This window comes from Paenibacillus sp. FSL H7-0918 (assembly GCF_038007025.1).
GTDB classification, from domain to species: domain Bacteria; phylum Bacillota; class Bacilli; order Paenibacillales; family Paenibacillaceae; genus Paenibacillus_AQ; species Paenibacillus_AQ odorifer.
This window is the reverse complement of record NZ_JBBOWJ010000001.1, coordinates 688,741-707,459: the sequence shown is the minus strand read 5'-3', so window position 1 is coordinate 707,459 and position 18,719 is coordinate 688,741. Positions and strand designations below refer to the sequence as shown.

Annotated in this window: 14 protein-coding genes; 9 read left to right on the top strand and 5 right to left on the bottom strand. The window is 43.5% G+C overall.

All coding sequences use genetic code 11. The features are described from left to right. Window positions 1–1,466 precede the first annotated feature (1,466 nt). The 6 genes from MHI15_RS03350 (at window position 1,467) to MHI15_RS03325 (ending at window position 10,210) form a co-directional block, all read left to right on the top strand. Window positions 1,467–2,426: an ABC transporter permease gene (locus MHI15_RS03350; protein ID WP_076130774.1), complete on the top strand. Its 960-nt coding sequence runs from the start codon at window positions 1,467–1,469 to the stop codon at window positions 2,424–2,426. 17 nt (window positions 2,427–2,443) lie between these two features. Beyond that, the gene (locus tag MHI15_RS03345) at window positions 2,444–3,340 is read left to right on the top strand and encodes a carbohydrate ABC transporter permease (protein ID WP_036685756.1); all 897 of its coding nucleotides are present in this window, start codon (window positions 2,444–2,446) and stop codon (window positions 3,338–3,340) included. 91 nt (window positions 3,341–3,431) lie between these two features. Next, the gene (locus MHI15_RS03340; RefSeq protein ID WP_036685758.1) at window positions 3,432–5,267 is read left to right on the top strand and encodes an ABC transporter substrate-binding protein; all 1,836 of its coding nucleotides are present in this window, start codon (window positions 3,432–3,434) and stop codon (window positions 5,265–5,267) included. Window positions 5,268–5,401: 134 nt separating this feature from the next. Then, window positions 5,402–7,147 (top strand): sensor histidine kinase, encoded by a 1,746-nt coding sequence (locus MHI15_RS03335; RefSeq protein WP_076130772.1) that lies wholly within the window; start codon window positions 5,402–5,404, stop codon window positions 7,145–7,147. Then, window positions 7,140–8,546 carry a response regulator transcription factor gene (locus MHI15_RS03330; RefSeq protein ID WP_076310485.1) on the top strand — a complete coding sequence of 469 codons (1,407 nt, stop codon included), beginning with the start codon at window positions 7,140–7,142 and terminating at the stop codon, window positions 8,544–8,546. The genes MHI15_RS03335 and MHI15_RS03330 overlap by 8 nt, the downstream gene beginning before the upstream one ends. Continuing rightward, window positions 8,543–10,210 carry an extracellular solute-binding protein gene (locus MHI15_RS03325; RefSeq protein WP_076310484.1) on the top strand — a complete coding sequence of 556 codons (1,668 nt, stop codon included), beginning with the start codon at window positions 8,543–8,545 and terminating at the stop codon, window positions 10,208–10,210. The genes MHI15_RS03330 and MHI15_RS03325 overlap by 4 nt, the downstream gene beginning before the upstream one ends. Window positions 10,211–10,263: 53 nt before the next feature. On the opposite strand, the gene MHI15_RS03320 is transcribed toward MHI15_RS03325, so the two are convergent. Continuing rightward, a complete protein-coding gene (locus MHI15_RS03320) occupies window positions 10,264–10,683 on the bottom strand; it encodes a MarR family winged helix-turn-helix transcriptional regulator (protein WP_076130769.1) in 420 nt (139 codons plus the stop codon). Window positions 10,684–10,847: 164 nt separating this feature from the next. Between MHI15_RS03320 and MHI15_RS03315 the strand changes: the two genes are divergently transcribed. Then, window positions 10,848–12,308 (top strand): MFS transporter, encoded by a 1,461-nt coding sequence (locus MHI15_RS03315; RefSeq protein ID WP_341164129.1) that lies wholly within the window; start codon window positions 10,848–10,850, stop codon window positions 12,306–12,308. 33 nt (window positions 12,309–12,341) lie between these two features. On the opposite strand, the gene MHI15_RS03310 is transcribed toward MHI15_RS03315, so the two are convergent. Then, complete coding sequence (locus tag MHI15_RS03310) at window positions 12,342–13,409, bottom strand: glycosyltransferase WbsX family protein (RefSeq protein ID WP_312151268.1); 1,068 nt, start codon at window positions 13,407–13,409, stop codon at window positions 12,342–12,344. A gap of 13 nt (window positions 13,410–13,422) precedes the next feature. Then, window positions 13,423–14,460, bottom strand: coding sequence for a glycosyltransferase family protein (locus tag MHI15_RS03305; protein ID WP_312151270.1), 1,038 nt, complete (start codon window positions 14,458–14,460; stop codon window positions 13,423–13,425). 207 nt (window positions 14,461–14,667) lie between these two features. Here MHI15_RS03305 and MHI15_RS03300 point away from each other — a divergent pair, with 207 nt between their 5' ends. After that, window positions 14,668–15,078 (top strand): hypothetical protein, encoded by a 411-nt coding sequence (locus MHI15_RS03300; RefSeq protein WP_248548519.1) that lies wholly within the window; start codon window positions 14,668–14,670, stop codon window positions 15,076–15,078. Window positions 15,079–15,167: 89 nt separating this feature from the next. On the opposite strand, the gene MHI15_RS03295 is transcribed toward MHI15_RS03300, so the two are convergent. Together MHI15_RS03295 and MHI15_RS03290 are read right to left on the bottom strand one after the other, a co-directional pair. Continuing rightward, on the bottom strand, window positions 15,168–16,523 hold the full coding sequence (locus tag MHI15_RS03295; protein ID WP_341164506.1) for a PFL family protein: 1,356 nt from the start codon (window positions 16,521–16,523) through the stop codon (window positions 15,168–15,170). Window positions 16,524–16,540: 17 nt separating this feature from the next. Continuing rightward, window positions 16,541–16,810, bottom strand: coding sequence for an ACT domain-containing protein (locus MHI15_RS03290; protein ID WP_036685776.1), 270 nt, complete (start codon window positions 16,808–16,810; stop codon window positions 16,541–16,543). A gap of 217 nt (window positions 16,811–17,027) precedes the next feature. Between MHI15_RS03290 and MHI15_RS03285 the strand changes: the two genes are divergently transcribed. Next, entirely contained in the window at window positions 17,028–18,659 is a 1,632-nt protein-coding gene (locus MHI15_RS03285) for a diguanylate cyclase (RefSeq protein WP_341164128.1), read from the top strand. The last annotated feature ends 60 nt before the right edge of the window (window positions 18,660–18,719 follow it).

The window sequence follows — 18,719 nt, the reverse complement described above, 5'->3', positions numbered from 1 at the left end:
CTTAGCCGTAGTTTCGGACTGTATAGCTCTAATCGGCATGCATATGCTCGTATTAGGGCTATATTTGAGTGAATAGCTGCGCCTGAGTCCGATAGCACGAGAAAATGTGTTGAAACCCGGAAATAAGTGCACCTGGGTCCGATAGCATTAGCAAATATGATGGATTCTAGAATGAGTCCGATAGTACAAGCAAATGTGATGGATTCTAGATAGAAGTGTGCCTAAGAATGATGGATGGAGTGTTGCGGACCGTATAGTCGCTATTGCTGATTTTTGAGCTACTTAGCCGTAATTTCGGACTGTATAGCTCTTATCGGCATGCATTTGCTCTTATTTGGACTATATTTGAGTGAATAGCTGCACCTGAGTCCGATAGCACGAGAAAATGTGTTGAATTCCGGAAATAAGTGCATCTGAGTCCGATAGCATGAGCAAATGTGATGAATCCAAGAATGAGTCAGACAGTATGAGGGCATGCGATGTATTCTCGATAGAAGCATGCCTGATTTCGCTGCATGAAGTGTGTTGGGGACCGTATAGTCGCTATTGCTGATTGTTGAGCTACTTTGCCATAGTTACGGACTGTATAGCTCTTATCGGCTGCATTTGCTCTTATTTGGACTATATTTGAGTGAATAGCTGCACCTGAGTCCGATAGCACGAGGAAAAGCGCTGAATTCCGGAAATAAGTGCATCTGGGTCCGATAGCATGAGCAAATGCGATGAATCCAAGAATGAGTCAGACAGTATTAGCAAATGCGATGAATTCTCGAGAGAAGAGTGCCTGATTTAGCTGCATGAAGTGTGTTGCGGACCGTATAGTCGCTATTGCTGATTTTTGAGCTACTTTGCCGTAGTTTCGGACTGTATAGCTCTTATCGGCATGAATTTGCTCATATTTGGACTATATTTGTGTGAATAGCTGCACCTGAGTCCGATAGCACGAGGAAAAGCGCTGAATTCCGGAAATAAGTGCATCTGGGTCCGATGCCAAAACTATGAAGTGTGAAAGACCATAACAAATGAAGAGGACAAAGCGCACCATAGTTGATGTAGCAGACGAAGAGGACAAAGCGCACCATAGTTGATGTAGCGGACGAAGAGGACAAAGCGCACCATAGTTGATGTAGCGGACGAAGAGGACAAAGCGCACCATAGTTGATGTAGTGAACGAGGAGAGTCTAGTTGCCCATAGCTCCCAAGCGCTCCTTAGGAAACCATCTCTTTCAGCGGCAGGATGACGGGAATTTCCGTCATCCTGCCGCTTTTTATAAGCCCAAAGGCATGTAGGCTCTCCATCACTAGACCTACAGCGATTAGGTAGAAAATGGTCGAAATAGATGCGAATTTGGTTCACAAGCATCAGACGGTTCTCCAGTGAGGCCGTTCTGTGATCTATCTCGTCATACGTAAAGGTTCTGATACTATGAAAACGTAATCAAAATCTGGGTATAGGAGATTCCGACATGGGGGTACCTTCTGGTGAATTACTTCCCAGCGTCGATCCGGTTCATCGATCCCGCTGGAAGATGAAGAACAAACATAAGTTGTTCTTCATGGCTTTTCCGTTTCTTGTTGTCACCTTTATTTTCTATTATCTGCCGATCAGCGGATGGATTTATGCATTTTATGATTTCATTCCCGGAATACCGTTGTCTGACACGCCATATGTCGGGTTGAAATGGTTCAAGACGATTGTATCCAATCCAACACAGACCGCAGAGGTTGTGCGCGTGCTGAAGAACACTCTTGCCATGAGTTCACTTGGACTAATTACCTCAATATTTCCAGTGATCTTTGCGATTTTTCTGACCGAGATTAAGTCAGGCTGGTATCGCAAGATGGTGCAGACGCTAACCACGATTCCGAACTTTATCAGCTGGATTCTGGTATATGCATTGGCCTTCTCGTTGTTTTCCGTTGATAACGGGGTCATCACACACATTTTAGTGCAGCTTGGAATCGTTGATGAGGGTTATAACTTTTTAGCCTCCAGCTCGAATATTTGGGTCACGATGATCATTTGGTATTGGTGGAAATCGTTAGGCTGGGGTGCCATTCTCTATCTTGCTGCAATCGCAGGCATTGATCAGGAGTTGTATGAAGCCGTAGAGGTGGATGGTGCAAGCCGGTTCCGTAAAATCTGGCATATTACCATTCCGGGTCTTATCCCAACCTTCTTTGTCCTACTGCTGCTCTCCATAGGTAACTTGGTCAATAACGGGATGGAGCAGTACTTTGCCTTTCAAAATGCGATGAATAAAGATTCCATAGAAGTGCTGGATCTATATGTATACAATATTGCGTTTGCTAACAACTTTCCGTTTGCCACAGCTGTCAGTATGCTGAAGTCGGTCGTCAGTGTAATTCTACTGTTCGCGGCAAACACATTATCCAAGATGGTGCGTGACGAATCTATCATTTAAGGCAGGGGTGATCCCATTTGAGAAAGAAAAAACTAACTTCTGGAGAATTAATCTTTCAAATTATTATCTACACACTCTTTGGATTGTTCACCCTGTCATGCATTTATCCATTCTACTATTTGTTCATTAATACGATCAGTTCGAATGATCTTAGCGCAGCAGGGTATATCAAATTTTATCCAAGGCAGATCCATTTTGATAACTATAGTAAGGTTCTAAGAATCAGTGGTTTAGGCCATGCGGCGACAGTCTCTATTTATAGAACAGTTGTTGGTACTTTGCTCACCGTTGGATCTTCGGCATTTCTTGGGTACTTGTTCACCAAAAAGGAAATGTGGGGCCGGAGTATTTGGTACCGCAGTGTTGTAGTTACGATGTATTTCAGCGCAGGGCTGATCCCATGGTATATCACCATGCATAACTTGCATCTGACTAATAATTACCTGGCTTATATTTTGCCAACCATTATTACTCCTTTTAATATCATTTTGGTCAAAACCTTCGTCGAGGCAATTCCGCCCTCACTTGAGGAGTCAGCGTCAATGGATGGAGCAGGTTACTTCCGGGTGTTCTGGAGTATCATTGTTCCTCTTACAACACCTATCTTGGCTACGATTACGATTTTCTCAGCGGTGAATCAGTGGAATGCCTTTATTGATACGGCGTTTCTGATGACAGATACGAAATACTTTACGCTCCAGTTCTTATTATGGCGTTATTTGAACGAATCCAGCTCGCTCGCAGCCTTAATTCGTAATTCGCCAGATATGGCCGCTAGTGCAGCGAATATGCAGACTCCAACCTCAGTGCGGATGACTGTAACGATGATCGTTGTATTGCCGATTTTGATCGTGTATCCGTTCTTCCAACGCTTTTTCGTCAAAGGAATTATGATCGGTGCGGTTAAAGGCTGATGGGTGGCCGCTCTGGACTAGAACTGGGTTTTCCTCTGTTATAAGCAGAGTTGAACTATAAGTGAAGAGATGAAAGGGAGGGTATAAAGCAATGAGATTAAGAAGAGCATCGCTTGTCATGCTATCCGTAATTCTGGTCTTCGTTCTTGCAGCATGTGGCGGGGGGAATAATACGGCTAACTCGGGCAAAAACACGAGCACAGAGAAACCTACGTCGGCTGCCACGAATGCCCCGGCGGAAGAGACAGCAGCACCGGATGACGGAGCGCTTGATCATTCCAAGCCGCTGAAGCTGACTGTATTCTCAACAACCGCTAACTATGCCGGTCCACAGACTGGATGGTTTGCAAAAATTATCAAGGATAAGTTCAACATCGAAATGGACATTGTGGCTTCAAACCTGACTGGTGGAGATACCAAAATCTCTGCAATGATGGCTTCCGGAGATCTTGGAGATATCATCATTTTCGGTGACGACAAGAATCACTATCCAAATGCCATCAAAGGAAAGCTGCTCTTGGACTGGACACAGGACGGTCTTTTGGACAAATACGGAAAAGACATTTCTAGCACTTTTCCAAAAGCTATTGAGAAAGCAAAGGTAGCTTTTGGCGGTGGATCATCAGTCTTTGGTATGGGGAACAGCGTAGCTTCTAATCCATCCGGACCTTCTGAAGGAAAAGATATGACTTGGGGTCCAGACCTGCGTTTTGATCTTTACCAACAAATTGGAGCGCCAGAAATTACAAAGATTGAAGATTATCTGCCTGTGCTGAAAAAAATGCAAGAGCTCGAGCCTAAGAATGAACAAGGCAAAAAAACCTATGCTTTCTCGATGTGGTCTGATTGGGATGGCAACTATAAAATGACATTGGCTAAACAGTTCGCAAACATGATGGGCTATGACGAAATTCCTGATACTGCTGTGTATGTTAAGGCAGATGAAGAAAAGTATTATGACTTCTTATCCGAAGATAGCTGGTACATGAAATCGCTCAAACTGTATTTTGAAGCTAACCAGATGGGGCTGGTTGATCCGGACTCTATGACGCAAAAATTTGACGATGTTGTTGCGAAATACAAAGATGGTCGTCTATTGTTCTCTTGGTTCCCATGGCTTGGAGCTGCTAACTACAATACACCAGAAAGAACAGCCGAAGGTAAAGGTTTTGCGCTGGTTCCGTTCAAAGATGAATTGATGTATTCCACAGGCTTCAATGTTTACGGTGGTAACGGTATTATTGCAATCGGCGCAAAAGCTAAGGAACCTGCTAGAATTATGGAATTCATTAACTGGATGTACACACCGGAAGGTGCAATGATTTCTGCAGGAAGTGGTACAGCAGTACCTAACGGACCTCAAGGTCTGACTTGGGATATTGATGCAAACGGCAAACCTGCAGTGACTGATTTTGGTTGGAAAGCTTATACTGATCAACAGAATACTCAAGTTCCTGCTGAATACGGCGGGGGTGACTACTACTATGGCTCCAATCAAATGAACTTCTCGTTTGTGGTTCCGGCGATGGTGAATCCAGAGAATAGTGAGCCATTCGATCATAATCTGTGGACAACAACCCTAGAGCGTAACCCATCCAAGCTTGATAGTGACTGGAGAGCGAAAATGGGCGTTCTGACTCCTAAGGAGTATTTTGAGAAAAACAATCTATTGGCTGTAGCACCACAAGGCTTCACTGGCAAAGAGCCATTAACCATGGATAAAACAGTGGAACAAAAGAATAAACAAATCGGTACGGTTATTCAACAGATTTCCTGGAAAATGGTCTTTGCTAAAGATCAAGCGGAATACGATAAATTGAATAAAGAAATGCATGATAAGGTAAATGGTCTTGGGTATTCCGAAGTTATGGATTTCTCGATTAAAAAGGCTGAGGAATTGTTCGAGGCCCGTAAAAGCGTTAAATAAACACGGCTAGTAACTATAAAATAAGGCGGGGCGGCGTGGAGGCTGTTCTGCCTTATTCTATTCAATTAAGGATAAATGTGGTATTCTCACATTAATATAAAACGCTTTCAGATAGAAAGAAGAGGATAATCCAGATGGTAAGAGTACCCCTGCGGAGTCATACTCCAGCTGTCAAATCCTTACGTAATACCTTATTTATCTATCTAGTAATCGGAACACTACTTCCGCTTCTCTTAGTAGGATTCGTAACCTACACCTCTATTTACTCCATCCTTTCAGGTAAAATTGGCAACGGGATCAGCGCTAGTCTGAGACAGGAAGCCTCAAGCCTGGAGAATGCCATCGACAATATGGATTTTGCCTCCAAACAGTTTGCTCTGGACGGTCAGATTGTGCAGGAGATGTCCTCATTTATTCAGGAAAAACAAATTTTTCGCAAATCGCAAATGATGAATTCCATCAACCAGAAGATCAATCTAGTCAATTTTACGAACCCTTATATTGGACTTACAGCCTACATTATGCCGGACAGCGATGATCCCGTTCTGTTCACCAACATGAGCGCACGCAGAAATTTTGATATCAGTACATTGCCGTCTTTTATGCGATATAACGGGGCTGACTATTATGGACCACATCCCACTATGTACGCTGTTGGAGATAATCTCGTGTTCTCGGAGCAGCGAATTGTCCGTGTGCCGGGCCAGCATAAGCTTTATATTTATTTGGAGACGAATTATAGTTTGTTTCGCAAAATCTTCAATCAGGAGTCCTACGGGATGAAAGTAAATCATCTGCTGGTCAATCAGCAAGGTAATAGTACAAAAGTGATCGATGGCAAACTTCCGCTAAGTATTATTAAAGCTGCGGGAAGCAACTCCAATCTCACCCATGAAACGCTAAGCGGATATCATCTTTTTCGTTACGCGAGTCCTCAGGGCTGGAAGCTTATTGCCGTTGTGAAAAAATCAGAATTCAACAGTGAAATTTATTCTTGGTTTTATAAAATGATCTTACTTGCCTTCTCCACCCTTCTTTTTGCCGGATTTCTGGCTTGGATCATCTGGAGGAAAATTTATGGTCCGTTGCGTAAGGTCAACCTTGAAATCAACCGAATGGCGGAAAATGTTACCGCTCCGGTAGCCTATACGAATGTGGAAGAATTTGATTTCGTGCTTACCAACTTTCAGCAGATGAAAAAACAGGTGAATGAGCTGATTGTTGCGGTTGCCCATAATGAGAAACAGAAAAGCCAATTTGAGATTGAGAAGTTGCTCAGCCAGATCAATCCTCATTTTTTGCATAACACCTTAAATACGGTACAGTGGATGGCCCGGCTAAACGGCCAGAAGGAGATCGACAAGCTGGTCACTCTTCTTGTAAAGGTGCTGCATTATAATCTGGGCAAGCAAAGCATCATTGTTACCATTGGCGAGGAAATTGAAGCGATTCGAAATTATATGGAGCTGCAGCGTATTCGTTATGATTATGAATTTGAATTTAACGTTGAAGCTGATGAGGATGTATTGTCTGTGGCTGTCCCGAGATTTCTGCTTCAGCCTCTGGTGGAGAACTCGATTTATCATGGATTAAGCGATAATGGCAAGGTAGATGTTGAGATAACGAAACATGGTGAAGGAGAGGTTCAGCTATGTGTGAGAGACAATGGCGCTGGGATGGATGCAGATACATTAGATCAGCTGTTGTCTGATGATGGAGCGAAAAAACGGGGACTTGGAATTGGTTTTTCATATGTGAACCGGATGCTTAGAACCTATTATGGAGAACAAATGAAGCTAGAGATGTTCAGTAAGCCAGGAGAAGGTACGGTTGTATCCATTGTGATTCCGAGGAAAGGTAAGGAGGACTTCGATGATTAAGGCTGTAGTTGTCGATGACGAGAGACTCGTGCGAAAAGGCTTCATATCCCTGATCGACTGGTCATCCTTAGGGATTGTTATAGTTGGGGAGGCAGGTGATGGTAAATCTGCTTTGGAGCTGCTTCAACAGCAGGAAGTAGATTTATTATTTGTGGATTTGACCATGCCAGGCATTTCAGGCTTCGAGCTCATTAAAATGGTTAGACAACGGTTCGCAGGCATTCGCTGTGTTGTCCTTACTTGTCATCATGAATTTGACTATGTTCAGGAGGCTATGCGTTTAGGAGCCGTTGACTATATTGTAAAAACACTGCTTGAGATGGAAAATGCGGATGAAACCATCAGACGTCTTGTCGATCGAATTAAATGGGAGGACAATACACGGGATGCTCTGGTTCGTGGGGAAAGTAAACGTATGGCTTCTGATAAGGCTCTGCTGTATTTGCCACTAAATCATCAATGCAATGAAGAAGAATTATTTCAGCTGTCCAGCGTGAAAAATAATCCGCTCATTACTTTTCATGAGATGTGGATGTCGCCCTTATTACATCGTTTCTCAATAGATGAGAGCAAACGTGAGCTTAAGATCCAGCTATCCGGACGATGGCAGACCGCGCTGATCAGTGGATTGAGAGATCAACCCTTGCAGGAACTGGAGGAACAGCTCACTGCGAAATTACGCCGTATTCTATTTTATCATCCTGAACCTGAGGATTTGACCTCATTGAAATATGAAGACATAAAGAAGGAACCAGGGGCTCCCTATTCAAAACAAGAGGCGGATAATCTGCTGGAGCAAGCACAGAATCTAAAGTGGACAATTGATGGAAATGAGTGGGAGAAGTTTGTAGCAAACATACTTCAGCAGAAACCCCGTTCTGATCAGTTTCTGGCGTTTGCACACTCTCTAATACAAAGCTGGAGCTCTTTACTTTTAAAGCCTGAAGATGCTGCTCAACTGGAAAGGGACATCTCCCATAATCTGAACTGGTGCCATTGGAAGAACTGGCTGCGGCGATTTTCTGATCATGTGGGACGAAGAATGCTGGAACTTGGATTAACTAAAGAGGTTATGTCCTGTCTTATTCGTGCAGTTCGTTATATGCAGAGCCATGCAGGTGACAAAATCAATCAGAGCGACGTAGCAGCCGTCATTAATATGAGCCGTGGTTATTTCAGCCAATGTTTCGCTCGTTTTGCCGGAGAGACATTTGGTGAATGTTTACGGGGAATGCGGCTGGAGCTTGCCAAATCACTGCTGCTGGAGACTACACTTCCCGTCTGTGAGATTGCTTCGCGGTCCGGTTTTGAGGATGATCGTTATTTCAGCAGATTGTTCAGAGAACGTATTGGTAAATTACCAAGTGAATTCCGTGCGGAGGGGAAAAACCAAATATGAAATTTTGGAAATCTATCCTCCTAGTGTTTATGGTCATTGGAATGACATCATGTCGTGACAATATTGGTATTGTAGATTCGGTTGCAAGCCCTCAGGCAGGGGATGAAGCTACTTCTATCGCTTATAGCAAATATGAGGATCCGATTGTGATCCGAGTAGGGTTTAAGGTTCCCGACTCGCGGCTTAATACAGGTGACAGCAACGATAACAATCCAATCACCCGTTATTTAGAGAGCATTACGAATATCAAAGTGGTTCACTCCTGGGAAGCGAAGGGTGAGGATGCTTTTACGCAAAAGGTACAGCTTGCCATTGATAGCAACGATTTGCCTGATGCCATGGTTGTGGATCGGGATCAACTGAAGAAATTAATTGATAATGATATGATTGAAGATTTGACAGAGACTTATAAAATATATGGATCTGAACTTATCAAGGATATGTACAATTCTACAAAGGGGGAGGCATTAGAGGACGCTTCCCGCGATGGAAAACTATATGGATTACCGAATGTAGCTATTGATGCTGACTCTCCCGTGCTGCTCTGGGTACGTCAGGATTGGCTGGAGAAGCTGGAGCTGCAGCCTCCTCAAACTTTTGAAGACATCGAGAAAATTGCCAAAGCTTTTATTGAAAAAGACCCTGATGGAAATGGAAAAAGAGATACCGTCGGTCTAAGCGGCTACAAAAATATCGTATATGGAACTAAACCATTAGTTAATGGTCTGGATGCTGTGTTTAGTGCATTTCACGCTTTCCCCACGAATTGGATTAAGGATAACAACGGCAATATCGTGTATGGCTCCATTACACCAGAGACCAAACAAGCGCTTGCTAAACTTGCTGATTGGTATAAACGCGGGTTGCTGGATCCGGACTTTGCACTATATAAGGAAACTCAGGAGCCTATTATTACAGGTAAATCCGGGATGTTTTTTGGTCCTTGGTGGATGCCTTATTATCCTTTATCAGAGGCAGTGGCTTTGGATACGAAGGCAGAATGGAGAGCATATACAGCTCCAGTTGACGATTCCGGTAAGTTTGTCGCTCATTTAGCGCCGGTAACAGATCGATATCTTGTTGTGCGTAAAGGGTTTGAACATCCTGAGGCTGTAATCAAGCAATTAAACGTGTTTACAAGACTCGAAAGAAGACAGGATCCTAATCAAGAGGAGGTAAAAAAGCTGGGTGATTTCTCTGCGCAGACAGGCATTCAGCTGCGTGCATATTATCCGTTCGATCTTCTGATAGATTATAGGGATGCGATTGAGAAACATTATGCTGATATCCAGCAGGCTTTGCACGGAAAGATAGACCCGGATACATTAAATTCTGATACCCGGCTCATTTATGATCAATGGGTAGCAGAAACAGAGCAGCCCAAAAAAGATCTTGAAGGCTGGAAAGCAGCAAATGCGTATAAATACGGAGTAGCTGTGTTAACCTCAACTGCTATAGAGGGAGTGCGTGGGGTCTTTTATGGGAACACCCGACTTATGAAGACTAAATGGCCGGAACTGCAGAATCTGGAGAATGAGACGTTCTTAAATATCATTGTGGGTGATTCACCGCTTAGTGATTTTGATGCGTTTGTAGCTAAATGGAAGAGTATGGGCGGAGAAGAGATTACGGAAGAAGTTACTGAGCTCGTAAAGCAAAAGTAAACGTGGGATGCCTCAACAGCCTAATGGCTGTGGGACATCCTTTTTCTTATGTTCTATTCTTCGTTTTTGCTGATTTTTTGCAGCAGGAAATGTAGTTGCTCTACTTCTTCATCGGTTAAATGGCCCACAAGGCTTTTATTAAATTCATCTAAGATGGACTGTAAAACTGGGAAGAAATCGATGGCTTTCGGGGTAGGATATAGAAGGTGAGAGCGTCGATCATTAGGATCGTCTTTGCGCTCGATATATCCCGAGTTCTCTAATTGCTTCACAGAACGTGCTGTAGTTGCTTTATCGAACTTCAATTCGGCAGTTAACTGATCCTGAGTAATGCCTGGCCGAGAGAGAATCAATTTAAGAAAGCTATGCTGTCCACCACTACCGATTCCATAGGGGACAAATTGCTTAACCAGTTTCTTTTGATTTTGACGGTGAAGATGGGAAATTAGCTTCCCGATAGGCTCTCTTGCCAATATAGACACCTCTTTGGGTTATATGTTCGTTCATTTGTTGCCTTGAAATAAAGTGTACAATAAAGTCGTTGCGCACGCAACTAAATTGTTGTACACTGGGTATGGCGAGTTTGGTTGCGTGCGCAACTAAACAGTGATTATTAATATTTAATGAGGTGTTAGTTATGAGTTCTGTAAGTGCAACCTATCAGGAGGATAAAGAAATTCAGAAGAAGCGCTGGATGATCTTAATTGTTCTGAATATTTTTACGTTTATGTCCACCCTTGATGGTAGTATTGTCAATATTGCTCTGCCTGAGCTATCCAAACAACTGAAGCTGCCCATGGCGCAAATCGAATGGGTAACAACAGGATATTTAATGGCGATCTGTGCGGCGATCCTTTTCTTCGGCAAGCTTGGAGATATCGTAGGAAAGATTCGAATTTTTAAGATTGGCACGATTGTATTTGTTATTGGATCTATGCTGTGTGGGCTTAGTGTAAGCTTACCAGCCTTAATTGCTTCGCGCGTAATTCAAGCCTTAGGTGCTTCGATGACCATGGCGAACAGTCAGGGAATTGTTACGGATATCTTTCCTGCCACGGAGCGTGGTAAAGCCCTTGGTTTCATTGGTACATTCGTGTCTCTGGGAAGTATAGCCGGTCCAAGTCTAGGCGGGATTATGGTTTCCACCTTAGGCTGGGAGTATATCTTTTGGGTAAACGTCCCTATTGGCCTGATCGCTATATTTTTTGGATGGAAGGTATTGCCTAAGGATTTAACGAGAGTGAAATCTTCGATTGATGTGCCGGGCAGTTTACTGTTCGCTGTCTTTATCATTACTTTGTTCGCAGGATTATTACTAGGTCAACAGCTTGGATATGGTAACAGCTTAATTGTTACATCAATAATTGTTGCTGTAGTCAGCTTCGTTGCTTTCATATGGATGGAGCTTCGCAGAAAAGAACCGCTGTTGCAGCTGTCATTATTTAAGAATCCGTTGTTTTCTTTAAGTATCTTATGTGGTTTTCTCGTATTTACAGCGAATTTCTGCTTCAATATTATCGCGCCGTTTTATGCACAGAACATGCTTAATTTATCGCCATTCTATGCAGGCTTTTTGTTAATGCTGTTGCCGATATGTATGGTAGTCGTGGCTCCAATGAGTGGAGCGCTATCGGATAAAATAGGCTCGGAATTTTTGACTTTTGCAGGGCTGGTGGTCATGGTTATTGCGCAGTTCGGATTAGCACAGCTTCATGTAGGAAGCTCTGTTGTGCTGGTAGGTGTGTGGATCGCTATGCTGGGGATAGGAAGTGGTCTATTTCAATCGCCGAACAATTCGCTTGTCATGTCTAAGGTACCAAGAACACAGCTTGGTTCTGCGGGTAGTGTCAATTCGTTAGTTCGTAATGTGGGTATGGTTGTCGGCATAACAATTGCTACTACAATTCTTTTTCAAGTGATGAGCAGTAAAGCCGGCTATAGGGTGACAGGGCTAGTTCCTGGTCGGCCAGAGTTATTTATCGAGGGCATGCATGTAGTGTTTGTAACCTCGGCATCGATATGTCTAGTGGCTGCTTTATTAACTGGCTGGAGATTGGTGAGTGCAAGAAGCGCCAGAATGCAGTCATCGGAAAGATAACATACCATGAAAAAGATCCTTCTGGCGCTACGGCTAAGAAGGATCTTCTTTGTGATGAAACTGTAAGGCTTCCTTAACGGCTTGCAAGTATTGATATTGATAACGTACATCCGGTTCTAGGTAGGCCCCTTCAGCCCATTCATTCCAGGCGTTGATATAAATATATTCACTTTTGAACATTTTTTTGGCGCGCTCAATTTGTCGTGAAAGGTATTGGCCGAATTTTTGAGGATTAGCGCCTAAGGTGCTTTGTCCGGCAGGGCCTTTACGTGGTGTGTTATCCCAGTTGACAAAGGCTCCCGGATATATGATTTCTCCGTCTCTATGGGGTGTCCTCTCCAACATAGATTCCCATAACTCATCATAATCAATTACGATATGCCTCTGATCCTCCACCTGCTTTGAGCTCCATAAATGCTTAACCCCGCCATGTGCGAATGTGTAATGCGGCTCAAATTCCAGACTGGCATCGAATCCTTGCTCTTTCTTTAGGGGGAAACCGCCCAGTGTCCGGACCAGATGAAGTCCTTTAAGTCCGTTCTGCAGAGCCAATTCGCGCCAATATTGAAGCATTTCTTCACAGTGCGGGATACTAGCAGACCGATAAATGATAAAGACAGGCTTATCCTCCACCCGGATATAACGATCATCTTTGAAGGCTTCCAGTAAAGCATAAAAGTGCATTCGCCAATCCCGTTCTTCTCCGTATTCCTGTGGCATCAGGACATCCTCTTCGGTGCCATCCCAGCTACGTGTCCAGGGTTCGTTAGCCCAAGAAAGGCAAAAGGGGAAGTCAGGCTCTTTGCTCGCAAGAATCTGCTGAACCGGTTGTTCCAGCAGTCGCCTGCCATTAAACCAATAGTGATAATAACAAAAACCGTAAATGCCATGAGCCCTTGCGGTCTCTGCCTGCCATTGTTTCACTTTAGGATCCGTTAAATCATAGTAGTAATTATTTAATGGCTTCTTGGGCTGATCATGTTCAGGATAAAGGGCTGCAGCCTTCCTGACATTTGTCCATTCTGTAAAACCCTCACCCCACCAGGAATCGTTCTCTGAGATCTGATGAAACTGAGGCAATACAAAAGCAATGCATTTCAAGTCAGGTCACCCCCTATGGTTCCTTGAATATTTTTCTCAGCAGTAACTTTCCTTGCTGGATATAAGAATGGTTATATTTAAGTTCCTTTAGGGCACGAGAGGCAGAAATTCTTCTTTCTTCACTATGTGAAAAATAGTGCTTAAAGCTATCGGAGAGCTCTTTGAAGTTCTGGAAACGAATGAGATCTTCTTCTGCAATTCGGTAATTATGAAGATGGGGATGATCCTCCACTAACTGAAATACACCGCAAGCGGTGACCTCCATAATCTGCTGCACAGAACCAGTGCAATTGATGACGATTTTTGCTCCATTATAATAGCTGGACATATCTTTACTATGGGTGATATCAATGAAATTTCTGGGGGGTTCCCAACCACGCCCGTCGATCATTACCTTAAGGCCTTGAAGTAGGTCTGAATACGCCAACGTGTAAAGCACACTATCGATTTGAAAATCGCCCAGAATGAGTACATCACTCTTATAACAGTCCTCCACACGTCTTGGATAATAGAGATCCGTATCCGCAGCATATGGGAGATAGCTGGAGTGTTTGCCCCATAAACCCTGGTAATAGATCAGATTAGCTATGTTCTGTGTGAAAATATAATCGAACAACAATGCCAGATTACGTTCTGTTGGAGTAAGACAAGCGGCATCTGCCATCCATACCGCTTTGGGAACGTTGGAAGCTTTCAGAGCAGGGAGGTTCTCCTCCGGAAATAGGGTCTCCGATCCTAGAGCTAATATTAGATCAGGTTGAAAATGGGCTAAATATTCCTCCAGATTATGCTGGAATTTAATAGCAAGTACTTCTTTGACCAGATGCCTTAGTTGATCTTTAAAAAGTCGTACATTAGGCATTTTACCGCTTGCCTCTGTAGGAACCAGCAGCAATATTCTTAATTGTTTGAGTTCCCGTTGCAAAGGCTCTGCTCTATAAGAGTTCATCTCTAGGATGAGGTTATGGTGTTGCGATGGATTAACTTGGCTGATGGTGACTTCGTGACTTGAAGGCCTTTCAGGAGTGAGCCTATTAGCTGTCTTCTTCATAATTCCTCCTGTGTTCTGTGGAGCCAGTCGTCCGCTCTAGCACCGAGTCTTGCTAATCATTATATGTGTAGGGGGTTATTTTGACTTTAGGTATAAGACCATTAATCAGAGTCTCGAAGATAAAAAGCGGATTTAGTGAAAGCTGTATATCTATCTATGACAGGGCTGGCTTGTTTAACATAAGATATACTATAAAACCTGAAAGGGATGATCGCCTTGCCAACCTTCGATAGCGTTCTAGTTACAGGAAGTCAGACCATTCAAAATGATCTGCACGTTAATGGAAATGAGACTATCGATTCGAATCTGCATTTGAATGGTAGTCAGACTATAATGGGAAGCCTAAATGTGAACGGCAGTGAATCCATACTCGGTCATCTGGGGGTTACCGGTGAAATTAGCGGGGCAGGCACCATCAGAGCTGCAACCCGGTTGATCGCTACGAACCAAGCAACATTGCCACCAGGCGCTCCTACCAGCCTGCAACAGGTTCGATACTTTTCTGTAGGTGCTGTAGGTCAGACGGGTCTCGTGCTGAAGGGCACAGATGGAAATGATTATGTATTATTTATCGATTTGACTGGCGGAACGCCTAATATCGGCATTCAACGGGCTTAATCAAGATAAACTAATATTCTCAGCTTTAGAATATAAAAAAACAGCAAGTCTCCTAAGTACAAATAGGGACTTGCTGTTAGAGGTTTCTATTAATTCTTAAAGCTATGAATTGGTGCAGGGATTCGTCCGCCACGATTAACGAAATTCGCGCAGTTGAAGCCATTCACTGCCATAACTGGTGCATATCCGAGCAGGCCGCCAAATTCGACCATTTCACCAACGTCCTTGCCGATTACTGGAATCACGCGAACCGCAGTGGTTTTGTTATTCACCATGCCGATTGCAGCTTCATCAGCGATGATGCCGGAAATGGTCTCCTTGGTGGTGCTTCCGGGGATAGCGATCATATCCAGTCCCACGGAACACACACAGGTCATAGCTTCCAGCTTCTCTAGTGTAAGGGCACCCCGCTGAACCGCTTGAATCATGCCGTGATCTTCACTGACTGGAATAAAGGCTCCACTAAGTCCACCTACATAGGAGGAGGCCATCACGCCACCTTTTTTAACATTGTCATTTAGGATCGCCAGAGCAGCGGTTGTTCCCGGAGCCCCAGCTTCCTCCAGACCCATGACTTGAAAGATTTCGGCAATGGAATCTCCGATTTCTGGAGTAGGAGCTAAGGATAGATCGATAATCCCAAAAGGAACATTCATCCGTTTGGAAGCCTCTTGAGCAACTAGCTGACCGACACGTGTGACTTTGAAGGCTGTCCGTTTAATGGTTTCACATAAGGTTTCAAAATCCTGTCCTCGAACCTCTTCAAGCGCACGTTTGATGACACCAGGACCGCTGACGCCAACGTTGATGACACATTCCCGCTCTCCAACCCCGTGAAATGCTCCGGCCATAAAAGGGTTGTCCTCAACGGCATTACAGAAGACTACCAGCTTGGCGCAGCCGATGGAATCCCGATCCTTGGTGCGTTCCGCAGTTTGGATAATGATATCACCCATTAATTTCACAGCATCCATGTTGATTCCACTTCTGGAGGAACCGACATTGACCGAGGAGCAGACTCTTTCAGTGACTGCCAATGCTTCTGGAATACTGTCGATCAGAATACGATCGCCTTTGGTGCAGCCTTTTTGTACAAGTGCAGAGAAGCCGCCGATAAAGTTAACGCCTACCTCTTTTGCAGCCTTGTCCAGGATTTCAGCAACAGGTACATAGGTATCTGTCTTCACCGCACCAGCGGCAATAGCGATGGGTGTGACAGAAATCCGTTTGTTAACGATAGGAACCCCAAATTGTCTTTCCAGATCTTCACCCGTCTTTACGAGCTTTTCAGCGGATCTGGTGATTTTGTCATATACATTTTGATTAAAGATGCGCATATCCGTGTGGGCACAATCCATGAGGCTGATCCCCATCGTTATGGTACGCACATCCAGATTCATTTCACGAATCATCTTATTCGTTTCTTGTACTTCCACTAGTGATATCATGGTCAGCCATCCTCCTAGATTCGGTGCATAATATTAAAAATATCCTCATGCTGAAGCTTGATTTCCACGCCAATCGATTCGCCAAGCAAATGTAATTCCTCTACAATATTCTCAAAAGCTTTAGTTGAGCTAGAAATGTCTACAATCATCATCATGTTAAAATAATCTTGAACAATCGTCTGCGAAATATCCAGAATGTTCAAATTGTGTTCGGCTAGATATGTACATACTTTAGCGATAATCCCTACTTTATCTTTTCCTAATACAGTAATAATCCCCTTCATGAATACAGCCTCCCTTTGTATTTGTTGATTTCACCGTGTATACGGAATGAACCATTCCAACTATTATTGCAAATGATGAAACAAGCTTCAACCAAAGGTTTTTTGTCAGTTTGATTAAATATTTGTTTTGGCAGCTGAAATTATAGAAAATTCATTTGACAGCCTATAAAAAATGTGATGAACTGAGAGTTTGATATGATAGTCTGAAGGAGTAAATATGACTACACAAAAATATAAAGACATGGTTGAGCAAAGAACGAAGATGACCCTCCAGGAATGGACGGAACAGGCGGCAGTGAAGGAAAAGGACATTTATCGTTTCTTGCATAATTTAAAAGGCACTGCTGGAACTGTCGGATTACCAGATGTCGAACAATTTGCCGAGGATACGCTGCCCTATTTCATGGAAAGCAGTCTTAAGAGTTGGTCAGTCGAGGAATGGGGGGATTATTTATATCCACTGATTCCATTGTTTAATGTCCATTCATTGGCAGCTTCAAGCTCTGTCAAAGCATTGGATAAAAAGGGACCTGCTGAGACACTCACGCAGAATGATATTCTTCTTATCGACGATGATGTAGAGTTAGTTGCTTATCTGAAAGAGTCGTTGGAGAGGCAGAATTACTATGTAAGCATTGCCTTATCTGCTGAACGGGGACTCAAAATCTTTTATGAAACGAAACCAGATCTCATTCTGCTGGATATTCTTTTACCGGATAAAAGCGGGATTGAGGTGTTGAACCAAATTATCGGCAAGGCTAAAAAAGAACGAATTCCCATTATTATTATAAGTGGGGAGTACTCCAAAGCGACGCAAATGCAGGCGTATTCGCTGGGGGTGATGGATTTTTTACCGAAGCCTGTAGATATTGATTTATTTCTGGTATTGATCAAAAATCGCTTTCAGCTCAAAAGAGAATGGCAGGAGTCCATCATCGTCGATGATTTGACCGGCGCATTTAATCGCAAACACTTCAATCAAGTCATGAAGCAGCTGATTGGTGATTTTAAGCGGACCAACCGCGTATTTTCGTTAGCGCTGATTGATTTGGATTATTTTAAAAACGTTAATGATACATATGGTCACCTAATCGGAGACGAAGTGCTGCAGGGCTTTTCCGAGCTTGTGAAGAATTCCATCCGTCTGGAGGATACCTTTTGCCGTTATGGGGGAGAAGAGTTTGCAGTATTTTTACCTCACACGGATGCGGAATCTGCAATGTTGGTTATACAACGTATTCAAGAGCGGTTTGCGGCGACTGACTTTTTTGCGAAAAATGAAATCTTTCATGTGACTATCTCTAGCGGGATTTCTGAGGTAACAGATGCCGAGAATATAGCCGATAAATTGATTGAGGAAGCAGATCAGGCTCTTTATGCCAGTAAGCATGCTGGAAGGAATCAGACAACGCTTTATTCGGACCATTTATCCACTACTAAAAAGCATTCGGTTCTGAATGTGATTGTTGTGGATGATGATACGCTAATTCGGAGAATTGTGACCAGTCAGTTCGCCATTTGGGAGCCGGAGAATATTGCTGAGGTGAAGGTTAGCAGCTATGTGAATGGGCTTGATTTCCTGCAATCGGATTGGTATGCCGTGGATGAGAAGTATATTATTTTGCTGGATGGTGTGATGCCTGATCTGGATGGAGTAGAAGTTCTGGAAAGAATCCGCAAAACGTATCCGGAAGTAAATATATTAGTGATCATGTTGACGGGAAGAAACAATCAGGCGGATATTGTACATGCCCTGCAGATGGGTGCCGATGATTATGTAGTCAAACCGGTCCATATGCCTGAGTTATTGTCGAGGATAGAGCGGTTGGCTCATAGATTTTTGTTCTAATTGGGTTCTGAATATGTTGTGAGCACCAGGAGAGATCTAAAGCGGAGGGAACTAGGCAGC